Below are 22366 nucleotides of genomic sequence, written 5' to 3'. Positions count from 1 at the left end.
TCACACCTATAGTTCGCGCATTCGAACTTGCGGGACGCCTTGCGCGGCAATGCGATGGACTTCGCCTACACCGAGCGTCAACTGCGGCAAAACCGGCGCTATCGCGATCTCGGTCTGCGCCATGCACGCGCCGGCAGCGGCGATGGCAACGGCTTCGACTGGCAGGCATGGCATGCCGTCACGAATGCTGGAATATGGCGCCTGCCGTTGCTCGAACACGACCCTTTCGAATTCATCGCGGCATTCGAAGGCCTGTGCGGCGCGATGCGTTCGATCGGATTCGCGATGGCGGTGGCAAACCAGGCGACGCTGATCGACGCCATACAGTCGTTGGGCACGCCGGAGCAACGGGCGGCGTTGCTACCGCGCCTCGTCGGCGGTGAGCCGGGGGCGACCGCGATCTCCGAAAGCGGCACGGGTAGCGAGATTCGCGCGCTGCAAACGCGCTTGAGCGACGACGGCGACGGCTTGCGGCTCGACGGTCATAAGTACAACATCAGCCTGGCGCCGCACGCATCGCTCATGCTCGTGGCGGCGCGATACGAGGCCGCCGCCAAACCCCAAACGGCAATGGTGCTGATCGACGGCGGCATGGCCGGAGTGGCTCGCAGCGCCCCGCAAGTCACGCTCGGCGTGCGCGATCTGCCGATCGGAGAGCTGCGCTTCGACGCCGTGCGCATCGATGCCGCGCATCTGCTCGGCTCGCCGCGAGACGGCCTGCACGCGCTCATGCGCATCGCGTCGATGAATACCGCGTATTTCGCGCTGATGTGCGCGAACGTGGTCGAACCGTTCCTCGCAGACGCACTTCGACACGCGGCTGCACGCCGCATACTGGGCGTGGCCGTCGACACCCATCAGCATGTGCAGCGCAGGCTCGTCGACGTGCGAATGCGCGCGCAGCGTTCGCGCTGGATGGCATTGGCCTCGCTCGATGAACTGCTGAGGGATCGAGCGCAGGCACTGGAGAGTTGCTCCATCGCCAAGATCGTCGCCGCGCAGGACTTGACTCAATCGGCGCTCGACCTGCTCGCGATTCACGGAAGCGACGGGTACCGAAGCGGCGCGCTATCGACGTTTGTCGCCGATGCGCTCGCGATGATCAGCGCCGGCGGAACGGAAGAGATGCATCGCAAGAACGTTTTTGCACAGATGCAGCGCAACCGCGAACCGGAGCGCGCGCCCGTAACGCAAGACGCGCGACCCGGGGCCGACGCTACGGAAAAAGCGGCCGACCGAGGAATGCTCGATCGGCCATCGCAGGCTTCGGTTAGTGCCGACGTTGCTTAGGCATCCTAACTTTGCCTCCGATTCAGACTGCTATTTTTTTTGCTATTGCTCGAGACGGATGTCACGCGACGAAGCGCCCACGTAGAACCGCCCGCCATTGGCAATCTTCCAACGGTTTTTGCTCGTATCCCAGATACGCCGCATTTGTGCGGGCACCGTCACGCGCACACGGCGCATCTCACCCGGGTTCAGACTAACCTTCTCCCATCCGACCAGTCGCTTCGGCGGCTCGACCGGATCGCTCAAGCCTGCCAAATAGACCTGCGGGACTTCGGCGCCCGCCACGGGGCCGTCGTTGCGCAGCAAGAACGACACCGTCGTCGATCCGTCGAAGTTGGGGTGGACGCGTAGATTCGAATAAGCGAAGTGCGTGTACGACAGGCCATGCCCGAAGGGGAACATCGGCTGGATGTTTTGCGCGTCGTACCAGCGATAGCCCATCTTCAGGCCTTCGGCGTAGACCGGGTTTTGCGCTGGCGTGCCGTTGTTCCAAGTAGGCGTATCCGCATCGCGCAAGGGGAACGTGACCGGCAGCTTGCCCGAAGGATTGACCTTGCCGAACAGCACGTTGGCGATCGCATTGCCGCCGCCTTCACCCGGGTACCAGGCTTCGACGATGGAAGACACTTGGTCCTTCCACGGCATCAATACCGGGTTTCCGTTTTCGAGCACGACGATCACATGAGGGTTGGCCTGCGCCACGGCCTGGACAAGGGCGTCTTGATTCGAGGGATTGGAGAGCGCGAGACTGTATAGCTCGCCGAAGTCTTCGCCGGACGGTTGCGTGACGACGACGATCGCGACATCTGATTGCCGCGCCAGGTTCACGGCCGCATCGATTTCCTGCTGCGTGTAGGCCCTGAACGGCGATTGCATGTCTTCACTGCCGGCGAACGTGACCGTCGCATTCGGAGCGAGCTTCTTGATCGCCGCCGTGAGGGGCGTGGGCACTTTGATCCACGGATTGGGCCACCAGCTGCAACCCGTCGACGTTGGGAAGGTGAGCCCGCCGCAGCCGGGGAATGCGCCCGTCACGGGGTCGCGCGTATCGCCCGAGCCGCCACCGGTGATGACACCGACGTCGGCGTGGCCGCCGATGACGGCGATCTTCTTCACGCTAGCCGCATCGAGCGGCAATTGACGATCTTGATTCTTTAGGAGAACGATCGATTGCTCTTCCGCGTGCTGGGCGAAACGTCGAGCGGCGTCGAAGTCGATCGGCTGGCCGCCCTTGGCCGGGTCGTCCATCACGCCGGTGCGAATCATCACGTAGAGCTTGCGTCGCACCATGTCGTCCAGGCGCGCTTGCGTGATCTGATTACTAGTCAGCGCCTGCTTGACGAGGTCGGGGGTCAAAAATACGGTCGGGCCGACATCTTCCTCTTCGTCCAGCCCGGCGTTGATCGCCTTGGCTGTGCTATGAGCGGCGCCCCAATCCGATTGCACCTGGCCCGGGAAGCGCCAATCGCCCTTCAAGACATCGTTGAGCACGTGTGCGTTTTCGCACGCGTAATCGCCGTTGATTTTGTTGTAGCTGCACATCACGCTGCCGGGCCGCCCCTGCTTCACTGCAATCTCGAACGGCAACAGATAGAGCTCGCGCAGCGTGCGCTCATCGATCGTGTCGTTGCCGCCGAACCGGTTCGTTTCCTGCTCGTTGCCGACATAGTGCTTGACCGTGGCAATGACGCGGTGGTCCTGGGTCGCGCGCGTGCGTGCCGCCAGCATCTCGCCCGCGAGCACGGGGTCCTCGCCGAGATACTCGAACAGACGGCCGCCGCGCGGATCGCGCGCTAGGTTCGTGCCCCCGCCTAGCCCCATCGAGAAACCTTGCTCGCGTAATTGATCGGCGATCGTGGCGCCGAAGCGGTAAGCCAGGAACCGATCCCAGCTGGCCGCGAGCGCGATCGTCGCGGGAAACGTCGTGCTCGGCTGCACCGTGCTGCCCGAGCCCGTGGCCGAGTCGACCATGTTGATATCGGGAATGTGAAGGCGCGGCACGCCTTGGATGTAGCCTGCGCCGCCGCCCGGCACGTCGCTCATCTGGTATTTCGAGTGGATCAGTTGCAACTTCTCGTCGAGCGTCAGCTGACGCACCAGCATATCGGCACGGCGATGCGCCATGTCGTCCATGAATGCGCTATCCGTGACGGGCTCGACCGCGTGTGCCGCGGACTGAGCGAACAGACACAGTGCTGCGGAAGCGAATGCGAGGGATAAACGTTTTGCCTGCATGGGCTTGTCTCCGTGATTGATGGCTTGGTCATGCACCGCTTCGCAACGGGCGCCATACGCCGCGCATGGGCGAGCAAACGCGCGGGACCGAGGTCCCGGCACAAAGCGTCTTACGGATGAAACTGAGTCATGCGATGCGGCGAGGATTGATGCCGATGACGACTTTTGGTCGAAACGGCTTGCCGCGCGTATGTAGCCAAACTTCGGAACTAGTAATAGCGCATAAGTAGCCTGACTACAAGGGGCCGTGGGGGATTATTTCGATCTATTTCGGATAACGACCCGGAAATAGGCATATGTTACTTATCGTCGTCGAATATGTGGGACGCATAAATTCTCACCGGAAAAAATGCACCTACGGAGAATCGTGAAAGCCCGATGACGGCATGATTTTCCACGGCGGCGAGCCCAGTCTGCACGAAGCGGGTGCTCGCATGGCTGAAAAAAGGCGGACCCGGTAGCTTGCAGACGGCGAGCACGCTCCCGCACTTTTTTAGTAGTCGCTTTATATGGTCCGACTTTATGTTGTTACTGAAGATCGACATCGACTCGTCATTGAACGGCGGCGACCTTTTTCATTGCGCCTTTTTTGGTCAACACGCCGCGTCCTCAGAATTTCCTGTAAAACAGATCGGAATCCATTCTCTTTCACTGTCAATTGATTTATTGGAATTCGTCGCCGCGCCCCTGCGCGCTGAGATCGAATGTCTTTAAGCGCGGGCGAGCAAGCTGGCATCGATGCGACTACGGTTTGACGCATTGGGGTCCGCACCTTTTCTCGGTTCGATTCTTACCCAGCGCTACTGCGTTGAGCCGCGTCGCTCCGACCTTGGGCATCAGGCCGGTACTTACCGAGTGTGATGACTCGGCGCGAAAGTTCACGATCGCATGCCTACAATGCAAGCTAATGGGCGTCGCAGTCGCCGGTGGAGCGTTCGAACGGTTGCGACTCGCGTGCGGCCCGTGGACGACTATCTAGGAGACGACGAAATGACAATCGAGAGAAGTCGTAGCATCGCTGCGCGTTGGATCTCGCTTCGCTTCCGGTTCGCTCGTTACCCTGTCGCGTCGCTCGTGGTTGCGCTGGCGGCGGGACTCCCCGAAGCGGCTGCGTTCGCCGGCGGACCGGCCGAAACGATCAAGCTGGGGGTCCTCGCCCCCTTGTCTGGCAGCTACAAAGACGCGGGCATCGACATCGTCGATGGCGCGAAAATCGCGGTGGACAGGATCAACGCGGCCGGCGGCGTGCTGGGCAAAAAGATCGAATTGATCTCGCAAGACGATGCTTGCGATGCGGATCAAGCGGCGCAAGCGGCTGGCAAGCTTGCTGCTGCAGGCGTGGTGGCCATCGCGGGTGGGTATTGCTCGAGCGCCGCCTTGCCGGAGCTGCGCGTATTTCACGTTCAGCGCATTCCATACGTGCTGGATGCTTCGACGTTTCCGCAACTGACTGAGCACGGCTGGCATAACGCGTTTCGCACCATTGGCCGCACCGACGCACAAGGTGTGCTCGCGGCGAGCCTCATGAAAGGGGCATTGCATGCCAAGCGCGCCGCCGTGATGAACGATGGCAGCACGTACTCGCAAGGACTCGCCCAAAGTGCGGTGGTGGCGCTCAAACGCGACGGTGTGGACGTGGTGTATGACGATGCGATCTCGCCCGGACAGAAGGACTATCTCGCCACCGTGAAAGCGGTGAGTGAGCGGAACCCTGACGTGCTTTACTTCACGGGGTATTACACCGAGGCAGCGGTGCTTGCTAAGAATTTGCGCGAGGCCAAGTCTGGCATCGGGTATTTCATGGGCAACGGAGCAGCCGATCGCTCGCTCATCGAAAAGGGTGGCGAGGCGGTCGAAGGCATGATCGTCACAACTTCGCCATTGCCGCAATTTCTCGACAACGCACGCGCCCGCCAGTTCGTGAAAGCCTATCTGAAAGCATATGGCCGCGAACCGGGACCTTATTCGGTGTATGAGTACGACGCGGTGGGCGTGACCGCGGAGGCGATCAAACACGCGAAATCGAGCCGGCCCGAGGATATCGAGGCCGCGCTGCACGCGCTGAAGAAGTACGACGGCGCGACCGGGGACATTGCGTTCGATCAGAAGGGAGATCGCGTCAATGCAGCGTTCATGGCCGTGACGGTGCACGACGGCAAGTTCGAACCGTATGCGAGGCTCGACCGAAATGGGCAGTGGGGGCGCTGAGTCACGGGCGAGGACCTCGCCGGTGGGAGGCAAACGCTTCAGTTCTCGTCTGCCCTTTTTTCGGTACGGATCCCACCCGACACACGCGCAGGATCGACATTCGGCAGAATCAAGGGCTCTGGTTCCTTGCCCGACAGGAACTCAGTTTCGACCTCGAGGCCGAGCGGCGCCACGCACTGACCGATCACGCTCGCCACTTCGCTTAGGTGCGCTTCGGAACGGTCTTCGTATCGCGAGTAACGTCCGGACTTATTGATCAGCTTGAGCTTGCCCGATTGGGCGTTGTAGTCAAATTCGCCGCAGATACGGGCGTTGCCGCCTGCTACAAGCAGTGGGTGGCCTTGATAGCGCGTCTTTCCACTGACTGGATCAGGACCAAGCGGTAGTTCCTCGCCGACGAACACGCGACCCATGGCGCCTACTGCCCAGATGTAGCGTTTTTCCTTGCGCTTGAGCGCTTCAATATCCACCGCGCGCTCAAACTCGGCTCTGGATAGCCCCGGCTGTGCCCCCGTCCTGTCCTGCAACGGCAGGCGATTGGGGTGCACAAGCGGCCGCCCTCGAGCATCACGCTCCCACTCGTGAATCCCGTCGTCGTTCTTGGTTCGAACCGGCTGAAGGCTGCCGAAACGAGCGTCGAGTTCGCCGGCGCGCGCCGTTCCAATCACTTCGTGCAAGAGCGGCGTTTCGACCTCCGACGCGATTGGGAGATTGGACGTGGACGCACTGCGGCGCAAGGCCGGCGCGGGACGGGAAATGTCCGCAAGCTCCGATAGCAAGCCCGGTGAGCGCGCACGTTTTCTTGACGCAGCCGCTGTGGGTCCGGACGCGCTGCCCCCGACCCGTGAGATATCCGAACTGCCGGAGGCGTCTGAACCGGGCGCGATCTTCATGGCCCTCTCTCCAGTTAATGGCTCATTGTGCGAATTGGCATGAGCACGCACGTTAGCGTGGCCCGGGTGGCGGCTGCCGTATCAATGCGAACCCTCGTCGACGGCAGCGAATCAACAAAGATCGAGCGGAGCTGATGGTCGATCCGATAGGAGGGCCGTCGATGGCGCGTCGGGCGATCACGTGTTGCTGGCGCCGCCCTTCATTTGCACAGCCGACGATATAGCGCGCATCGTGGAGCGTTTGATCGATGCCATCGACGAATCACTGCGCTTGGCGGGCGTACGCTAAAGCGCGGTGCGCAGGGCCATTGTTACTTGTCCAAGAAGGCCCAAAATTCATCGGGCGAGATCTGCGGGTTTCTGCGTCCGGCCGGACGCAGATTCCCTTCCAGCACGCTCGCATTGGACAGCGCTTCTATATCCGCCCGCGCGACGCGCGGCGCAATCCCGGTGGATCCGAGTCGCCGGGAGGAGCTCAACGCCGTGCTGAGCCGCGAGGAGTTGAGCGCGGAGCGAATTTCGCTGGGCGCGTTCGACACCGACTCGGGGACCGGGCGGAACCGCGACGGCGGGAGGGGCGTGAGTCTGTCGTTTTCCTCACTCAGATGCAGGCTGCTGACTGTGCTCGCCGACACGGACGATCGGCGGTCCGTCTGGGAATCCGAGCGATTGAAACGGCCGCCCGCCAATGCCGCCCGCACCGCGAACTCCGATGACGGTGTAAGACTCGCGCGATAGCTCGGCGCGATGCTGTACTGGCTGCCGTGTACGCTTGGTGGCACGCCGCTCGCCTTGCTCGGTCCCTCGTCCGACGTAAGACGTCGCGACGAATCGCTCGAATAGCCCATTCGACGCGTGGCGAGCGCCGCCCCGATACTGCTGTGGTCCGACAGATGGAAACTGCCCGTCTCGCTCCAGGTCGCGCTGCTCGAGCCAGACCGTCTACGCGACGGCGTAGGGGACGAGGCCGCCGACGCTGCGTGGGAGGACACATCGGAACCCACGCTGCTGCGTCCACCTCCGATGGATAGACTGCGGCGATACGGTGGCAGGTCCCCCGCTTCCGACAGCACTTCGGAGGCCTTGCTCGAAGAAGAGGAGCGGTCCGCATAGCGCGCCTTGCCCGAATTCGGATCGACTTCGATGCGGCTGCTGCTATGGGTGCTGTGCCCGCTGCTCGCTACGGAAGCGTTCGAGTATCGCGCGCTCGCCTGCGACATCTGCTCGACTATGTCGTCGATGGAGGCATCCGCGACGGAGCCGACTTCGCTGTGCGGTTTGGAGTAGAAGGTCCATGCGCTATCGCTCGAACGTGCGCTGCTCGTGCGCGACAGCGCATATGCCGAGCCCGCATTCGAGCCGTGCTCGCTGCCGAAGGAGCTTGCCGCGCTCGCATACGAGGTACTTGCCGACGACACGCTGGAGCGACGCGGAGACAGATCCCGCAATACGCCACTGCTCGCGCCCAGGCTGCGCGACGACGAGACGCGCGACGGCGGACCGGATGGGTCGTCGGCCTGCGCACTGTACATGGACTGGAGATCGGAGGTGCTGTTGACTTTGCTCAAGATAAGTGACCTGTTGTTTGTTTGCCGGATACCGGTAGCCTGATGACGTTCGCGGTTCGTGCGTAGCCGGGCGACTCGTTGACGCCCGGCGTTTGCTTACATCGACATGAACCGGGTCATCGCTTCTTCGATTTGCGTCAGAAAGTCTGTCGGATCTTCCCGCGCAGGTTCGTCGTAGTGCTGCGAGCCGTAACCGTCCGCATTGCGGTAGTCCTCGGCATGGCCCGGCGGGGTCATCGCATAACCCTGTTGGGAGTACACCTCACCATATGAGGAACTGCCCCACGGATAGGCTTCGTCGATCGATTGCTCCTCCGGCGGATCCGCGGCCTTCGTGGGAGCGATCCACGCTGGCGGGACGCGGGCGCCACCCGCCGCGGCCGACGTTCTCCTGTTCGCGAGCGGTGAGGCGCCCCACGGCGGGGTGCTGGCCGACGACTCCCCGATGCCTACTCCCATTCCGGTGACGAACGGCGACGGCTCGGCGAGCGGGCTTGGCCGCGCGACAGGCTTGGGCATTGCAGGCCGAACCGGTACTGGCGTCGGCGCCGGCGTGGGCTGCCGTGCGTGCAGCACCTGCGCGGCGATCTGTGCAATCAGATGGGCATCGACGCCCGCCGACGTCTGATGGGACATCTGCGGTGTTGTGTGCTGAGACCTCGGTTGTATCGCTGGCTGCGCCGGCTGAGGCCCCAGTTGAAAATTGAAGCGTGGCGTTGCCGTGCGCGGATTGGTTGCGGCTGCCGTAGGCAGCCCCGCATGCGCCCAGGCTGCCCAGTCGAACGACACGGGTTGCTGCAGTGGCTGAAGTTGCGGCTGCGCAGCAGGCGCAGCGCCATGTCGGTTGGCATAGGCCTGCGCCTGTTCGCTAAGCCATGCATCGGTCTCTGGCTTCGGCTTGGTCCAGTCCGGCGGCCCGCCCGATACGTTCGGCCCCGACGGGCCTGGCGGCTCGGTCAATCCGACGCGCTCGATCCCCTCGATCTGCCCCGGCTGCCCGTGCTCGCGTATATAGTCGAGCACCGAGTACACCGATCCGACGTCTGCCTCCAACTCGCCGGGTGCGGCAGGGCGCTCGCTCGCGCGCAGGGGAATCTGCGCAGCATCGATGCCGCGACCAGGCTGCAGGAGCCCCTCCTGAACGAGCCCCATGCGCAGCCCCGTGTTTTCCGTATGAACGAAGATGGTGCGCAACGCGTTACGGAGCTCATGATCATTGAGCCAGCTCGCATATTCGAAACCGCCGAAGCTGACAGGCAGCCGCGCGATCGGGTTGTTCTGCAAGCGAATTTCGATGGGTTCGATGCCGGGCTTGAACACCTCGGGAAATTGTTGTAGCGCGTTGTCACTCAGATCGATCTGCCGTAGGCGCTTGAACAGGCCATCCCATGCGTCGGGCAGCGTCCATATCCTGTTCTTGTGCAGATTGATTTCCTTTAACTGCGACAGCTTGCCTAGCGACGCGGGCACTCGCGACAACTGGTTCGCGTGCGCGTCGAGGCTGCGCAGATTGCTGAGCCCTTCCAGTTCGTCCGGCAGCCGCGCCAGATGGTTGCGACTGACATTCAGGCGCGTGAGCTGTGCCAGGCGCCCGATTGACGTCGGTAGCTCGTGCAGTTCATTGCCGCTGAGGTCGAGTGACTGCAACCGATACAGGGCGCCGATCTCCTCCGGCACGCGCTGAAGCTCGTTATTGCTTGCATTGAGCCTCACCAATGCCTGGAGCTTGTCGATCCGTGCGGGCAGGCGTCTGATCTTCAGCGCCGATACGTCGAGCTCGCGCGCCTGCGTGATCTCGGCCGTCGCGATGCGCTCGGCGGCTTCGACCCGGTTTTCAGTCGGCTCGCCCATTCTGTCTTTCTTTGCATATTTGGCCCAGTTGTCGAGTTCGTTCCTAAACGCCGCGCGTCGTCTCGGGCTCAGCGGCGCGAGTCTCGCGTCGAGCCCTGCGGCCCTCGATGAAACCGGCTGCGGCCCATCGTTACCGGCCGTGCGGCCATGGTTCGGCCGCGGTGCGGGCGGAATGCAGCTGGCTGCGTGGCTTCCGCCGCACGAAAAAATTGAAAACTTATTGTGTCCCATCAGGATTTGTCCCATTCAGATCACGGGTACGCTGTTTCGCCGACTGCGACGGCGCATTACCGGAAACCGTGTCTAACGCGCCATTCCGCTGCTACCGCTTTCTTCTGGCTTTCGAGGAACTCTTTCCAGAAGGGCTGGGCATGGAGGAACGCCCGAGTATCGTTGCCACCGTCGTTGCTCTCTGCCCGGCGCACTTCGCTCATGATCTGCGCCTGGATTTCCGGCAGTTTTTCCGGCGATACGACGAGACCAAAAATCTTTTGCAGGTTGGGGTCTTTTTCCAAAGAGTTGCGCATCTCGCCAAAGCCGATAATCTGAAGTTCGTTGCTTCGGCAGACGATGGTCTGATAGACAAACGCGATCAGTAGCGGGTCTTCGATCAGGTGCGAACGGGTAGGGTCCGCCGCTTTCTTTTGCTTGTTCAGTTCAGCCACCGATTCCGCGAGACGGCAAATGACATCCTGACGGAACATCATGCCGCCGAGCGCGCGCAGGTTGCGCGCAAGCGTCTCACCGGGCTGAGGGCTGCGCGTCGCGCGCAGCTTCGCCTGCTCGACGCGGTGATCGAGCTCTTCGTCCTGCAAATACAGGCGTCCGCGGTGCGCGTCGGCTAGACCGTACAGAGAGCTGTGCAGCACGTCGTGAAGACCCATCATATCGAGGTTGAACTGATGGTCCGGGTCGCCGAATGCCGCTTCCGTATAGTCGAACCACTCCTCGCTCTCGCTGGAGACCGGCGCGGCATAGATGGGCGGCGGCACGGGTTCGCGCGGCCGCATCATGTTTGCCACTTGTTGAACGATCTGCGCGATCAATTCGGCGTTCGAGTCGACCGGCGACGCATGCGCGTATGCACCCGCGAGAATCGGGTCGGCAGGCATCGGCTGCGCGAACGTGATCGGCGTCGGCTGGGCCGAGGTCGAAGCCATCGGGACCGGCTGCGTCCCGATCGTTTGTGCGGGCACGACCGGAACCGGTGCAGGGCCGAACAACGGCATGGTCCGCGCGACGCCGGAGTATTGCGCGGCATTCACCTGCCCGGTCCCGGCGGCCGGGTGCGTCTTGACCACCGGTGGCACGCTGCGCACGTGTGACAGAGATTCGACCTCGAATTCGTCGTCGAGATCTTCCGACGAGTCGCTGAACACGCTGTGTGCGCCGGTACTGACGGCCTTGTGCCGCGGCGGCTTAAATTCGAAAGTCGCTCCATCGCCCGTGCCGCGCACGGATGGGGGCGGCGTAAACCTCGCAGTCTGTATCGGATGGGCAGGTTCTTGCGGCAGTTGGACCGCGTGCTCGGGGCGCGCGTGCTGGGGGGGCGCCTGCTCCATGACGCCGGCGCGAGCGACCTGGTGCATGGCTGCCTGTCTCAGGAGCTCGTTGAGCGCAGCGACGTCGGCGCCTGTCGCGCCGAGCGCGGAGTAGGCCGATAGCAATTCGGGCATGACTGCTGCCATCTGCGCCAGCGGCTGTGGCCTCGCTTCGAACGGTTGCGGCGCTTCGCCGTCATCCTCACCCGCCTCTTCGGCCCGGTTCAATTGCTTACTGTACAACGGCTCGTAGACGGGCGGTCGCGGCGCATAAACGCCGGTCAATTTTCCGAGGCGTCCATCTCGTTCGAGCTCGACGGGAAGCGGCGTGTTATCGATCTGGATGCGGATGCCCTTTGACAAAAACGTGCCTGCGCCTTGCAGCTTTATTTCCAGTCGGCTTTTCGACGCATATTCGAAAGGGCCGAAGCTGTTCGGCAGCGTGGCCAACGGATTGCCGCTGACATCCAGGCGCTGCAGCGATTTCAGCCTGCCGATCGACTCCGGAATCGCGCGGTAGCGCGCGGCCGCGCGAGGTTGGGCCGGCTCGTCGGGTGCAACGACGGGCGCCGTGTCGATGACGTCCGCCAATTGATTTTTCGCGACATTCAGCGTTTCGAGCTTCGCCAACGTGCCGATCTCGCTGGGCAGCAGCGCAAAGTGATTGCGCGACAGGTCGAGCGTCTCGAGTTGCGTGCAGCGCGCAATTTCCGCCGGCAGGTCTTTCATCATGTTGCCGCTCGCTCTGAGCGTCTTGAGCGCGCCCAGTCCGCCGACTGTCGGCGGCAGGTTTCCGAGCGCGTTGTCGCCCACGTTCAGATGTTCGAGACTGGACATTCCCCCGATTTCGTCGGGAAGCTCGCTGAGTCCATTGTGCGACACGTTCAATTCGCGCAGCTTCGTCATCTGACTGATCTGCGGCGACAGCGCGCCGAGTTCGTTACCGGAGACATCCAGCTTCTTCAGCTTTTCAAAGCTCAAGATCGCGCGAGGAATCGCTGCCAGACTGTTGCCGGCGAGGGAGATCGCTTTTGCGCCGCACGCCCGCTCTGCCAGGAAGTCAGGCAACTCGGTCAGCGCGAGATGGTCGAGTTCGACATTCTGGCCGGGTTTCGCTTTGTCCAGCCGGGTTACCGCTGTCTGCCGAAGCTCATTCGAGCGGCGGCGTTGATCGTTGATCCACGTGAGCGCCTCGAAATGCGACGCATCGTTTCGCCGCTTTTGTGCGGGAGGCTCTTGCTCGTCGCGGCGACGAGACAGGGACAGGTTGATCGGGAGCGAAACGTTGTCTATCCGTCTGCAATACATCTTTCTCTCTGATACCGGTTGTTCGTGGTTACGCAAGGGCGCGGTGGCGGCGCCGTCTCGATCGCCTGCAATAGGGGGCTACGCGCGTGAACGCCCCGCCGGCGCGACCGGCCGGCTTGACGCAAGCACGATGGTCAATGCCGGCCGCAGCGGTCAGCGGCGCGGCGGACGCGGTGCCGGCCGCTCCGGGGGAAGACCCGATGCACGTGAATCGGTGTGCAGCGGATACACGTAGTGGTCGGACGGCAAGGGCCCGCCGTCCCCATCGCTGAATACAATCTTCGACGCGGCAATCCACTCGCTGGCGGTGCTAGCGGTACTGGCGGTGCTGGTGGCAACGCCCTTGCCTTTCGCGGCTCGACGCGCTTCCTCCGAGCCGAGGCCGCCGTCGCGAGTCAACGTGGCGGTGGTCGAGCCTTGCGCCCGGCCGAATCGCCCAGTGCCGAAAGCATTGTTGATAGCCTGCCGCTCGGAGCCGGTCATGCTTCGCGCGCTGTATCCGGAGCCCGCGATGGAATCCACGCGGAAACGCCCGGCGTCGCGCGCCGTGGCGATGGCCCCCCGTTCCGAGCCGGTGAGGCTTGCGTTGTATCCGCCCGACGACACGGACGGCAGACGGTTCTGCCGTTCCGCCGCGCTCGATTGCGGGGCGCTGCCCGCCTCGGAAAGCGCATGCAAGGACGAAACACTGCTGGTGAGATGAGAACCCGAAATAGAGGTTGAAGATCGACTCCCCGCGTTCGAACGAGGTACATGCGACGCGACGTGACTCGCGGCTTCCGAGAGCGATGAAAGACTCGATGTCGTGCTGGTGAAAGAGGTCTGCGCGCTCACATAGGAAGTGTCGCTATCTTGGGCCGCACGGCTCCACCGCGAATAGGCTCGTTGGTCATGGAACCAACTGCCTTCGTGTTCAGTGCCCGGGGGCGCGGAGAAGACCGACGCCAGATCGCTAAGGAAGTCTGGGGCGGCCGTGCTGCTGGGGGGCGCATCAGCACTCGTATGAGTCGTATTGCCGTGTTGCGATGCGTTACCGCCCCACGCAGACTGGCTGCGCTGATCGTGAAACCAGTTGCTCTCGAGTCCCGCGCCCGGATCGTCGGAGAGCATCGATCCCCAGGCGCTGAATACGCTCATTGCGCTGTTCGGGTCGTAGCGTTCGCTAGGGCTATAGCTATAGCTATGGTCGGTGGTTTGGCTGCGGTCGCGGCTTGGACGCGCCGACAGCGGCGCGAGTTCGCTCGGTACTGACCGGCGGCTCGGGCTACCCTGCACATATTCATGGGGCTCGGCCGTCTGAGTCGTATCGCTCGGAGAGTAGTAAGTGGTTTGCGCAGAACTGGGTGTCGTTTTAAATGTCATCGGGATTTTCGATTGTCATGCCGCCGAGCGGCTACAGATGCTGTAAATTCAATTCGCATTCCTGGTGGAATGCATGGTCCAACCGGCAATGGCCAGGCTTCGTCGGTACAATGCAGTGACAAGTGGCTGATGTTGATCAAATCAGCGAAAACGTGTCGCTCGGAGCGAAGCCAAATCTGATTCGAACGGCAATGAAAATCGGGGTGCAACAAAAATCTGCATCTATCGATGGTATAGATGATTAGACAGCTTGTGAGGCGTTAAGCAAACTCAAACGAGCCGTTGTTCCATAGCGCTCATGTCGAATCTCATCATTTTTGGATCGATCGATCCCATGTAGAGCCGGATAAATATTAAAAACAATCGAAGCGAAGTAACGATTTCTCGGCGTAAAAGATATCGATATCTGTCGTGCGGTGAAATAACGTGATTTCTCGCCGAATTTCATCAATTTTCCCGTTGTGCCGTAGCGAACATCGATTCCCCAATATTTCCCTGCCCGACACTCGCAGAGAGCGAGGCGATGAACGAACGCGCTCGCATACCATCTGGTTGATACGGGTCTGATCGGTGTTCGCTGTGTGCAACGCCTCTTCGCGAGGGGGTGTTTTCAGGTTCGCCGCCTCCGCTACGCTCCGCGATGCTGACGATTTCCGCCTGAACCTTAGCCCGCGCCGTGGGCCCACGACGATCGACTCGCTTGACGCGAGCCGATCCGCACATGTAACCAACGATGCCCATTGATCGCTCAACTCTGCCGAGCACTATCGCGCCGCTCGATCCACCCTCCGCCGCAGATGCCCCCCCCGACGCCGGCCCGGTAGTCACGCCATCCGGTAGCGGCAGTCTCTCGCCACGGGGGGCGCTGGCGTTTTTGCCGAGATCCCCTGTGCAGGCGCGCCATGCGCCTCGAGGGGGACGCGCCGCCACGCCGCAGTTCGGCGGCAACGATGCTCTCTCGGCCGCAGCAGACCAACCCATTGTGCGCGGGCCGCGCTTTCAGCGCGCCCTGCTCCAGCAGTTCGACGAGATGCGTTTGCACGATAGCGCGTCAAGTTCGTCGACTTCATCGATCGACGAAGGGGAGTCGGACACCAGCGACGACTTCCTCGTCAAAGCCGAATCGTCGCTTGCAGGACATCCTGATTTTTGGTCGGGCGGTGCGCGGCGGGCGCAGCGTCGGGAGGCCTTGCAGGAATGGGTAGCCTTGTCGAGCATCCCAGCCGATGCGCAGGCACTAGCCGACGGGGCGGACGAATTGCGTCGTCAGGCGGAAACCCTTCATCCCATTTCCGCCACCACGGACTTCAGAGATGTATTCCAGAACTTTGACATTCACGGGCCGCTCCGAAAAACCCTTTTCGAGTGCGAGGATGCCGGCCGTAGCTGGCAGACCGCTGCCGATCAATACCACGCCGCACTCGATGTTGCGCGCAAGGTCGGCCTGAGTTCCGGCGAGCTCGAGCGACTCGAGGGCGCTGCTGCGCATTGCTACGCCCAAACGGAGCGGTTCGCCATCAAGGCTTGGTTGCTTACGGGCATTATCCAGTACAAGCGCAATCGGCATGGTGTCGAACGTGGCGACCTGCGTGCGCTCAAGATGGTGCTCACGCCTTTGCGCGCGGCACTCGACCATTGCGAAAGCGACGCGCTTCGCGCGCTGCCGCTCGACTCGGCTCCGGTAGAGGGCTTCGATGCGGAGCTCCAGACCATCTCCGATGCGCTAGGCCGCCGGTCCGCCGCCGGTGCGATGGACACACGACCACAATGGGCGGAGCAGCGCGACTCCGCCGTTTCGTCTCTCGGTTATGTTTTGAGTGCGCTTCCGCTTCTCTTACGAGGCGATTTGAACGTGCCGGCGTTGCTCGGCACGTTGCGCTCGGCACTCACTGCGCCGATGGGCCATGCTCGCGAGCTTCTCGCGGCAGCAGAGGCACGCCCGAGCGATCCGTCGCGCTCGCTCGGCGATCTCACCGCCCGATTCGAATCCTGGTACGAGGCTGCTCGCGCGTATGACGATGCGCTGCGCGTGTTCGGCGACTCGACGGCGTCATGGCCGGATGCAGCGCGGTCAGCGCCCGAGGCGCAGCAGTGGCGCGCGGACCTGGTCGGAGCGCGCGACTCGGCATTGCTTCAAACGCGCGAGGCGCTGATCGGCTTGTTCTCGACGATGGCGACGCTGACGCGCGAGTCGCTGGCAACCGACCCTGACCCGACCGCGGGCATAGGCGCCCTTACGACTGAGGAGCTGTTGATCAACGTTGATCTGCTTTCACGGTGCCAGACGCTGCGCGGCAAGCTGCAGGCGTCGACGTTTCCGCAGGATGCGGGCGGTTTCGATGCAGGCCGCCTGGCACTGCCCTTTGCCGCACTCGAGCAATATTGCGAAAGCATGCTGGGAAGAGACGCGAATATGCTCGACGCCGCGAACAACGTGCGCAAAGCTGCGCTGGCCGCAGACAGCGCGGTGTCGGCCTCCGGGCGGGTGTGGGGTCCCGCGCTTCGACAGTTCTCCGCCGACTGTGCGAGACAGCGTACGCGGCTTCTGAACAGCGCGTTTCAGATCGCTCACGACGATTCGGTGAACTTCAGCGTACAGGCTTCCGCTGCGATGACGCCAGCGTTGCAATGCGTCTACGAACTGCGTCAATCGCTCCCCGTCGTCTGGTTCGACCCTTCCCCGAAAGAGCGGGCCGCGGCGCAGGAAGCCGAAGCGGCCGAACGCGAACTGATCGCAAGTTCACGCGAGGCGGCGCGGGACGTGCAAGCGCACATCGCCAGGATGCCTTCGCCTCCGGCAGACGCGAATACGGCCATTATCGAAAACCACGCCAATTTGCAACTGAACCTCAGTGCGATCGCCACGGCACAACACACCCTCGCGGAGTTGATCGAATGCTGCGCGCAGGCACGCCGCACTATTCACGAAGGGCCAACCGCAGGCTGCGCGGCCCATCTGCAGCGCCTCGCAGGCCAAGCGCAACGCGCGGGTGACCGAGCCGCGGATGTGCTGGCCTTGGGGCGAAACAGGCATTTGACCCGCGGCGTTGCCGGCGAACGTGCATTACGCACGTTGCAATTCACTCGGCGTTTGGCGCGGGCTGCGCGATCCATTCACTACACCCTGGGCGTGCTCGCTGATATTTCGGACGTATACCAACGAGCGCAGACGCTGAGCCGCGAGCCGATACTGGACCCGTTACGCTTCCAGCAAGCAGCCGAGCGACAGACCGCTGTCGTAGACAGCGCCGCCAAAGACATCGACGCCACGCGCAAACAGCTGATTGCGTCGGTCGGTACCCGGCACCCCACCGAGCATGCCGCGACGATCGCCGCGCGCGAGATCGAAGAGATTGAGTCTTTCACACTCGGTCTCGAGTGGCGTTATGTCGCGGACTTCGATTCGGCGAAGCGGCAATGGTTGCGTGCAACCGTGCGCGCCCTGACTGCCCGCCTGGCCGGGCCGCCCGACGCGGTTCCTCCCGCTGCCGACGCGCTGCTCGATCTGATCGACCAGCATCTTGCTGCCGGGACGAAGATTCTTATCTCCGCCAGCCGGGTCGATCGCAACGAACGAATCACCAGCGCCGTACGGGAAAACTATGAGATCAGGCGCGAAGTGCAGGACTGCCGCGATCAATTGAAGCGTGTGCCGGTTCGGGCGCGGGCCGCTACCGGCGCGGGCTCGTCCCGGCCCGACAAACAGAAGGACAAGAAAGCGAGCGCCAAGGCCAGACGCCGGTGAAGCCGCGTTTTCCCGTGTTCTCCCCGATAGCCGCGATCGGGCTTCAGGCGCGGTGTACGGCGGCTGCCCATCGCGCGCAGACCTCCATCCGGGATCGTAGCTTGCGGGAAGATGCCCCAAGGACGCTGAAGTTACAGCGCCAGCGGGGACGGGCCGCGTCTCATCTGGTCTCCTGAGCACGCTTCGCATCCGAATACACAGCTTCGCTGCACCCGATCTGCTTGGCTGCGAGCGCCTTAATCTCATTCGCGTTGGGTGCCCTTCTCCTCGGCCCCTCTCAGCCCATCCTGCCGGAGCGCGCGATGACGACGGTCAATTCGAGCAGTCTTTTCCCGCTATTGCCACCTTCCGGATCGACGCAGTTCGATTCGATGGTCCAACAACAGTTGGCCTCGCTCGAGCGGGATTTCGAAACTCAACTGGGCAGTCTTCACCAGGATTTCACCAATCTGATTAAGCAACAGAACGGAACGCGGAAGTCCTCGTCTCATCATCGTCATGGCGCCCACCGACGCAAAGATTCGCCGACCCCGACGTCGCCGCATCATGCGAGCCATCCGACTCCCGTTCATTATCAGCAGAACGAGCCCGCACCGTCCGAAAAGCCGGCGACGCATTCATCGACCGGCAGTCCATCCCCGGTTGCTGGCAGCGGTGGGAACCATTCTCGGGAGACGCTGGCCGCAGGACATGGATGGGGTGCGCAAAACGGCGGCGTGACGGGCGGCTCGAAGGCCGATTCTTCGCATGTCTACACGGTCACGAACCGCGAGCAACTGGTCCAGGCGCTCGGCGGAAACAACGCCACGAATGGATCGAATTCAACACCGAAGATCATCCTGATCAAGGGCAACATCGATCTAAACAAGGATGGCAACGGCAAGGAACTGACCAAGCGGGATTTCGCCAACGAGAAGGACCAACTGAATCATGACATGATCAATGTCGGCCCGAACACGACGATCATCGGCGTGGGAAAGGATGCCGGCGTTTCCGGCGGCGGTTTCAACGTCAGCAATTCGCACAACATCATCATCCGCAATTTGACGATGAGTTCGCCTTACGACTTTTTCCCCGGGAAGGATGCGCAAGGCAATCCGCACGGGCGCGTCTACAGTATTGAGGCCAAAGGTACGCAGAACCTCTGGGTCGATCACAACACGTTCACGGATGGCTCCGCGCCGCCCGGGTCCATCTCCGGCGATCAGATCGACTTCACGGACGGGGCGAACTACGCCACCTTCTCCTACAACCAGTTTTTGAGCCATAACAAGTCGATCCTGATTGGCTCGAGCGATGGCATGACGAGCGACAAGGGCAAGCTCAACGTCACGATCGACCACAACCTGTTCTCGGGCCTGTCGCAGCGAGACCCGCGCGTGAGATTCGGCAATGTCGAAGTCGCCAACAATCTCTATCAGGATAGTTCGACGCAGTCGAATCGCTTCCAGTACAACTTCGGCATAGGCGTCGATGCCAACGTGACATCGCAAAACAACGCGTTCGAAACGACGGGCATCAGCGAGCAGCGCCTGGTCAAACGCTTCGGATCGTCCGGCCATCTGACCGATAGCGGTTCGCTAGTCAACGGCAAACTCGTCGACCTCTCGTCGTCCCCGACGGGATCGGGCCCGGGAGCGGGCGGCATCACGCACCTCGATCCAACGAGTCAGGTCGAGTCGATCGTGCTGTCCGATGCCGGCGCGGGCAGAATTGGGCAGGGAGATTGATGCAGCACGAGCAAGCCGCGGTTCAACAAGGCATATCGCGTTACCGCGCAAGCGCGCCTCTCGACTTCGCATGACGTTGCCTTAAAATCCTCCCATTTCGGAGGGTACGAATGACGGGACACACATCGACCACAGTCATCTCTCATGGCGCAGATTCGGACGTGGCATGGGAGGCGCGCCTCGAGGCAATAAGGGGCCGCCTGCGCGAGGGGGGCGATGCCCCTGGCGCGAGCGTCGAGCGGCAACTCGCGCTGCTCGATGAACTGACGGGCTTTGAATTGGGTCGCTTCCTGCTCATCAATCGCGGGCTCAATGCGCAGTGGACACATCGTGTCGTCACGTACATTCCCGGCACGGCTGCGGACGGCAGCCTTGAGCAGACAGTCTTCGAAAAATTGCCGGCAACGCTCGCGACTCGCGAGCGGTTCGGTCTCTTCCGCACCGAATTGCAGGCGCTGCTGCGCCCGGGGGCCGTCATGGCATCGGTGCCGTGCGGGCTCATGGGTGAATTGCTGCTGCTCGATTACGCGCAACATCAGGACGTCAGGCTGATGGGTATCGATCTGGACAGGGAGGCGCTGGCTGGCGCCGCTACGCTGGCGTCGCAGCGGGGCCTGGCCGATCGAGTCTCGCTCCGTTGCGCAGACGCCTGGCAGCCCGGGTTTTCCGAGGAGGCGGACGTCGTCACGAGCAACGGTCTGAACATCTACGAGCCCGACGATGCGCGCGTGACGGCACTGTATCGTACGTTCTTCGAGATGCTGAAGCCGGGAGGTCACCTCGTCACGAGCTTTCTGACACCCCCGCCCGCTTTGTCTGCCGAATCTCCCTGGCACGCAGCGGCGATAGATCACACGGCCCTCGCCCTCCAACATCTGCTTTTCGTACGGATTATCGAAGCGAAATGGAGCGCATTTCGCACGCACGCGCAGACCGCGCGGCAACTCGAAGAGGCTGGATTCGAGGACATCCGCTTCATCGACGATCGGGCGAGGATGTTTCCGACTGTCGTCGCGCGAAAGGCGGGACGCTAGCGCACGGCGGCGTACGCCAATTGATTGATCCCCTCGATTCGCAATCCGTTGCCGGCCGGCGCGCAATAGCGTGCATTCAGTTCCTCGAGGCTCTCAGTTGTGACCGCCGAAAATCCGGCTGAAGCGCACAACGCGATCACCTCGTCTGGAGTGAACATGCTTCGAAACGGCTCCCCCCCGAAATCGGCGAGACTGCGCCACTCGTCGAAGACGCGTCGTTGCGCAGCGCTCTGCAGGTCGTAATGAAGGGTGTAATCGAAGACGATCTCGACCGGGGAGCCGAACGAGCCGATGTCTTGCAGCGCCGCGCGAACCGTCTCGGTCGGCAGATATTGCGCAACGCCGAGCCATGACACAAACGTGCGTTGGCGATGGTCTACCCCAGCTTCGCGCAGAATTTCCCCTAACGATTGACGCGTGAAATCGGCCGCGTAGAACGAGGTCCTCGCCGGCATGCCGATCCCCGCCTCCCGCAGCCTGGCCAATTTGATTGCCTGTGTCGCCGGATGATCGATTTCGAAAACCCGAAGCGCTTTGTCTACGTTTCGCAGGCAGAAGGTGTCAAAACCAGCGCCGAGCACGACGTACTGCTCGCAACCTTGCTCGATCGCAAGCGCGAGCCGATCTTCAGCATAACGGCTGCGAGCAGCCAAAAACGCTCGACGGCCCGGCGCCAGGCACCGCTGCTCCGGCTCTGGATCCGCTAGCAACGCTCGCGCAAACCGCGGGTCTGTCATGACTACGGCGAACGGATCGTCGAAGATGGCCGGCACATCGAGCAATTGATGCGCTGCGCGATGCATCGCCACGTATTCAGCGGTTCCGCTGCCCCGATCTGCTCGCATGAGACTCCCTGTTGTGTCGAATGTCGAATGTCGAATGTCGCGCGCTTGCGCTTTTGCGGCGCCCGTGTGTTGCCTGCGGGCACGCAGTGTTTCGTTTGTTTCAGCTAAACAATCGCTGACCGAAGCTGGATTCATAGCCTGATCGGCGAAGTCGTCTACAACTTCGCGAAGACGCCTGCGGCGTTGGCCGAATGCGTTCAAAGCCAACCCGCCCGCCGGTTCAGGAGCTTGTCGCCCAGATCGACACCCTCGAATTCGATTGCCGCCCAGCTCTGCGTCGTTCGTGCCATTCGCGTGCCGCGCAAAAAGCAAGAGTAAATGGCAAGCCGCGAGAGTTTACAAGGCCGCTCACGCCAACTCGTGTGTAATGGAATGCGTTAGATGAGGCACCGGAGATCCATGCCTGCCGATAATAAGTCAGTGATATAGCCGATGCATTTCGCACGCCCCTATCGGCTGCTATCAGTTGTAAACGTTTTCACGTCTTGCGGTAAGAAATTCTTTTTATGCAGATTAATTTCTATACGGGACGGGCAGTCTTCCAAAGGCGCGTGATAGACTGCTTTATCTACAAATTATTAAGAATTTCCCCGACTTGGACAGCATACCGCTGACACACAACGTCACGGCGCTGTCTTCGGTAGCGCACAAAGAGAGTGCCCTGCTATGAGTAGGACATGTGCGGTTCACTAATACCCGTTGCGTACCTTGGCTACCAGTCTGTGTGGATCAGAGTTTGCATCCGCACGACGGATG

General features: G+C 62.0%; 12 protein-coding genes and 1 pseudogene. 6 read left to right on the top strand and 7 right to left on the bottom strand.

Annotated features, from left to right (window positions below; all coding sequences use genetic code 11):
- Positions 1–54: 54 nt before the first annotated feature.
- On the top strand, positions 55–1290 hold the full coding sequence (locus MMB74_RS15005) for an acyl-CoA dehydrogenase family protein (protein ID WP_277429437.1): 1236 nt from the start codon (positions 55–57) through the stop codon (positions 1288–1290).
- A gap of 42 nt (positions 1291–1332) precedes the next feature.
- On the opposite strand, the gene MMB74_RS15000 is transcribed toward MMB74_RS15005, so the two are convergent.
- Positions 1333–3525: a glycoside hydrolase family 3 C-terminal domain-containing protein gene (locus MMB74_RS15000; RefSeq protein WP_277429436.1), complete on the bottom strand. Its 2193-nt coding sequence runs from the start codon at positions 3523–3525 to the stop codon at positions 1333–1335.
- Positions 3526–4515: 990 nt separating this feature from the next.
- Between MMB74_RS15000 and MMB74_RS14995 the strand changes: the two genes are divergently transcribed.
- Complete coding sequence (locus MMB74_RS14995) at positions 4516–5733, top strand: branched-chain amino acid ABC transporter substrate-binding protein (protein ID WP_277429435.1); 1218 nt, start codon at positions 4516–4518, stop codon at positions 5731–5733.
- 38 nt (positions 5734–5771) lie between these two features.
- On the opposite strand, the gene MMB74_RS14990 is transcribed toward MMB74_RS14995, so the two are convergent.
- Positions 5772–6626, bottom strand: a complete 855-nt coding sequence (locus tag MMB74_RS14990) for a type III effector protein (RefSeq protein ID WP_277429434.1) — start codon at positions 6624–6626, stop codon at positions 5772–5774.
- A gap of 131 nt (positions 6627–6757) precedes the next feature.
- Between MMB74_RS14990 and MMB74_RS14985 the strand changes: the two are divergent.
- Positions 6758–6915, top strand: a pseudogene (locus MMB74_RS14985) (aspartate aminotransferase family protein); the annotation flags it as partial.
- 22 nt (positions 6916–6937) lie between these two features.
- Here MMB74_RS14985 and MMB74_RS14980 read toward each other — a convergent pair.
- From MMB74_RS14980 to MMB74_RS14965, 4 genes are all read right to left on the bottom strand, one after another.
- The gene (locus tag MMB74_RS14980) at positions 6938–8194 is read right to left on the bottom strand and encodes a hypothetical protein (RefSeq protein ID WP_277429433.1); all 1257 of its coding nucleotides are present in this window, start codon (positions 8192–8194) and stop codon (positions 6938–6940) included.
- Between the two features lie 96 nt (positions 8195–8290).
- Complete coding sequence (locus tag MMB74_RS14975) at positions 8291–10045, bottom strand: hypothetical protein (protein WP_277429432.1); 1755 nt, start codon at positions 10043–10045, stop codon at positions 8291–8293.
- A gap of 287 nt (positions 10046–10332) precedes the next feature.
- A complete protein-coding gene (locus tag MMB74_RS14970; RefSeq protein ID WP_277429431.1) occupies positions 10333–12894 on the bottom strand; it encodes a hypothetical protein in 2562 nt (853 codons plus the stop codon).
- 153 nt (positions 12895–13047) lie between these two features.
- A complete protein-coding gene (locus tag MMB74_RS14965; protein WP_277429430.1) occupies positions 13048–14031 on the bottom strand; it encodes a hypothetical protein in 984 nt (327 codons plus the stop codon).
- Between the two features lie 1099 nt (positions 14032–15130).
- Here MMB74_RS14965 and MMB74_RS14960 point away from each other — a divergent pair.
- The 3 genes from MMB74_RS14960 to MMB74_RS14950 all read left to right on the top strand — a co-directional run bounded on the left by MMB74_RS14960 (position 15131) and on the right by MMB74_RS14950 (position 20765).
- Positions 15131–18001 (top strand): hypothetical protein, encoded by a 2871-nt coding sequence (locus MMB74_RS14960; RefSeq protein ID WP_277429429.1) that lies wholly within the window; start codon positions 15131–15133, stop codon positions 17999–18001.
- A 302-nt stretch (positions 18002–18303) separates the two neighbouring features.
- Entirely contained in the window at positions 18304–19731 is a 1428-nt protein-coding gene (locus MMB74_RS14955) for a hypothetical protein (protein WP_277429428.1), read from the top strand.
- 110 nt (positions 19732–19841) lie between these two features.
- Positions 19842–20765 (top strand): class I SAM-dependent methyltransferase, encoded by a 924-nt coding sequence (locus tag MMB74_RS14950; protein WP_277429427.1) that lies wholly within the window; start codon positions 19842–19844, stop codon positions 20763–20765.
- Here the strand turns inward: MMB74_RS14950 and MMB74_RS14945 are convergent.
- On the bottom strand, positions 20762–21610 hold the full coding sequence (locus MMB74_RS14945; RefSeq protein ID WP_277429426.1) for a class I SAM-dependent methyltransferase: 849 nt from the start codon (positions 21608–21610) through the stop codon (positions 20762–20764). The two genes, MMB74_RS14950 and MMB74_RS14945, sit on opposite strands and share 4 nt — an antisense overlap.
- Positions 21611–22366 lie beyond the last annotated feature (756 nt).

Source organism: Trinickia sp. Y13, assembly GCF_029522115.1.
Taxonomy (GTDB): Bacteria; Pseudomonadota; Gammaproteobacteria; order Burkholderiales; family Burkholderiaceae; genus Trinickia.
Note: the sequence above shows the minus strand (reverse complement) of the source record. Positions and strands in the feature narration are given on the sequence as shown.

Bases quoted from the DNA above. Each gene is read 5' to 3' on its own strand.
- MMB74_RS15005 (WP_277429437.1), top strand. From the start codon at position 55: ATGGACTTCGCCTACACCGAGCGTCAACTGCGGCAAAACCGGCGCTAT.
- MMB74_RS15000 (WP_277429436.1), bottom strand. From the start codon at position 3,525: ATGCAGGCAAAACGTTTATCCCTCGCATTCGCTTCCGCAGCACTGTGT.
- MMB74_RS14995 (WP_277429435.1), top strand. From the start codon at position 4,516: ATGACAATCGAGAGAAGTCGTAGCATCGCTGCGCGTTGGATCTCGCTT.
- MMB74_RS14990 (WP_277429434.1), bottom strand. From the start codon at position 6,626: ATGAAGATCGCGCCCGGTTCAGACGCCTCCGGCAGTTCGGATATCTCA.
- MMB74_RS14975 (WP_277429432.1), bottom strand. From the start codon at position 10,045: ATGGGCGAGCCGACTGAAAACCGGGTCGAAGCCGCCGAGCGCATCGCG.
- MMB74_RS14970 (WP_277429431.1), bottom strand. From the start codon at position 12,894: ATGTATTGCAGACGGATAGACAACGTTTCGCTCCCGATCAACCTGTCC.
- MMB74_RS14965 (WP_277429430.1), bottom strand. From the start codon at position 14,031: ATGAGCGTATTCAGCGCCTGGGGATCGATGCTCTCCGACGATCCGGGC.
- MMB74_RS14955 (WP_277429428.1), top strand. From the start codon at position 18,304: ATGACGACGGTCAATTCGAGCAGTCTTTTCCCGCTATTGCCACCTTCC.
- MMB74_RS14950 (WP_277429427.1), top strand. From the start codon at position 19,842: ATGACGGGACACACATCGACCACAGTCATCTCTCATGGCGCAGATTCG.
- MMB74_RS14945 (WP_277429426.1), bottom strand. From the start codon at position 21,610: ATGCGAGCAGATCGGGGCAGCGGAACCGCTGAATACGTGGCGATGCAT.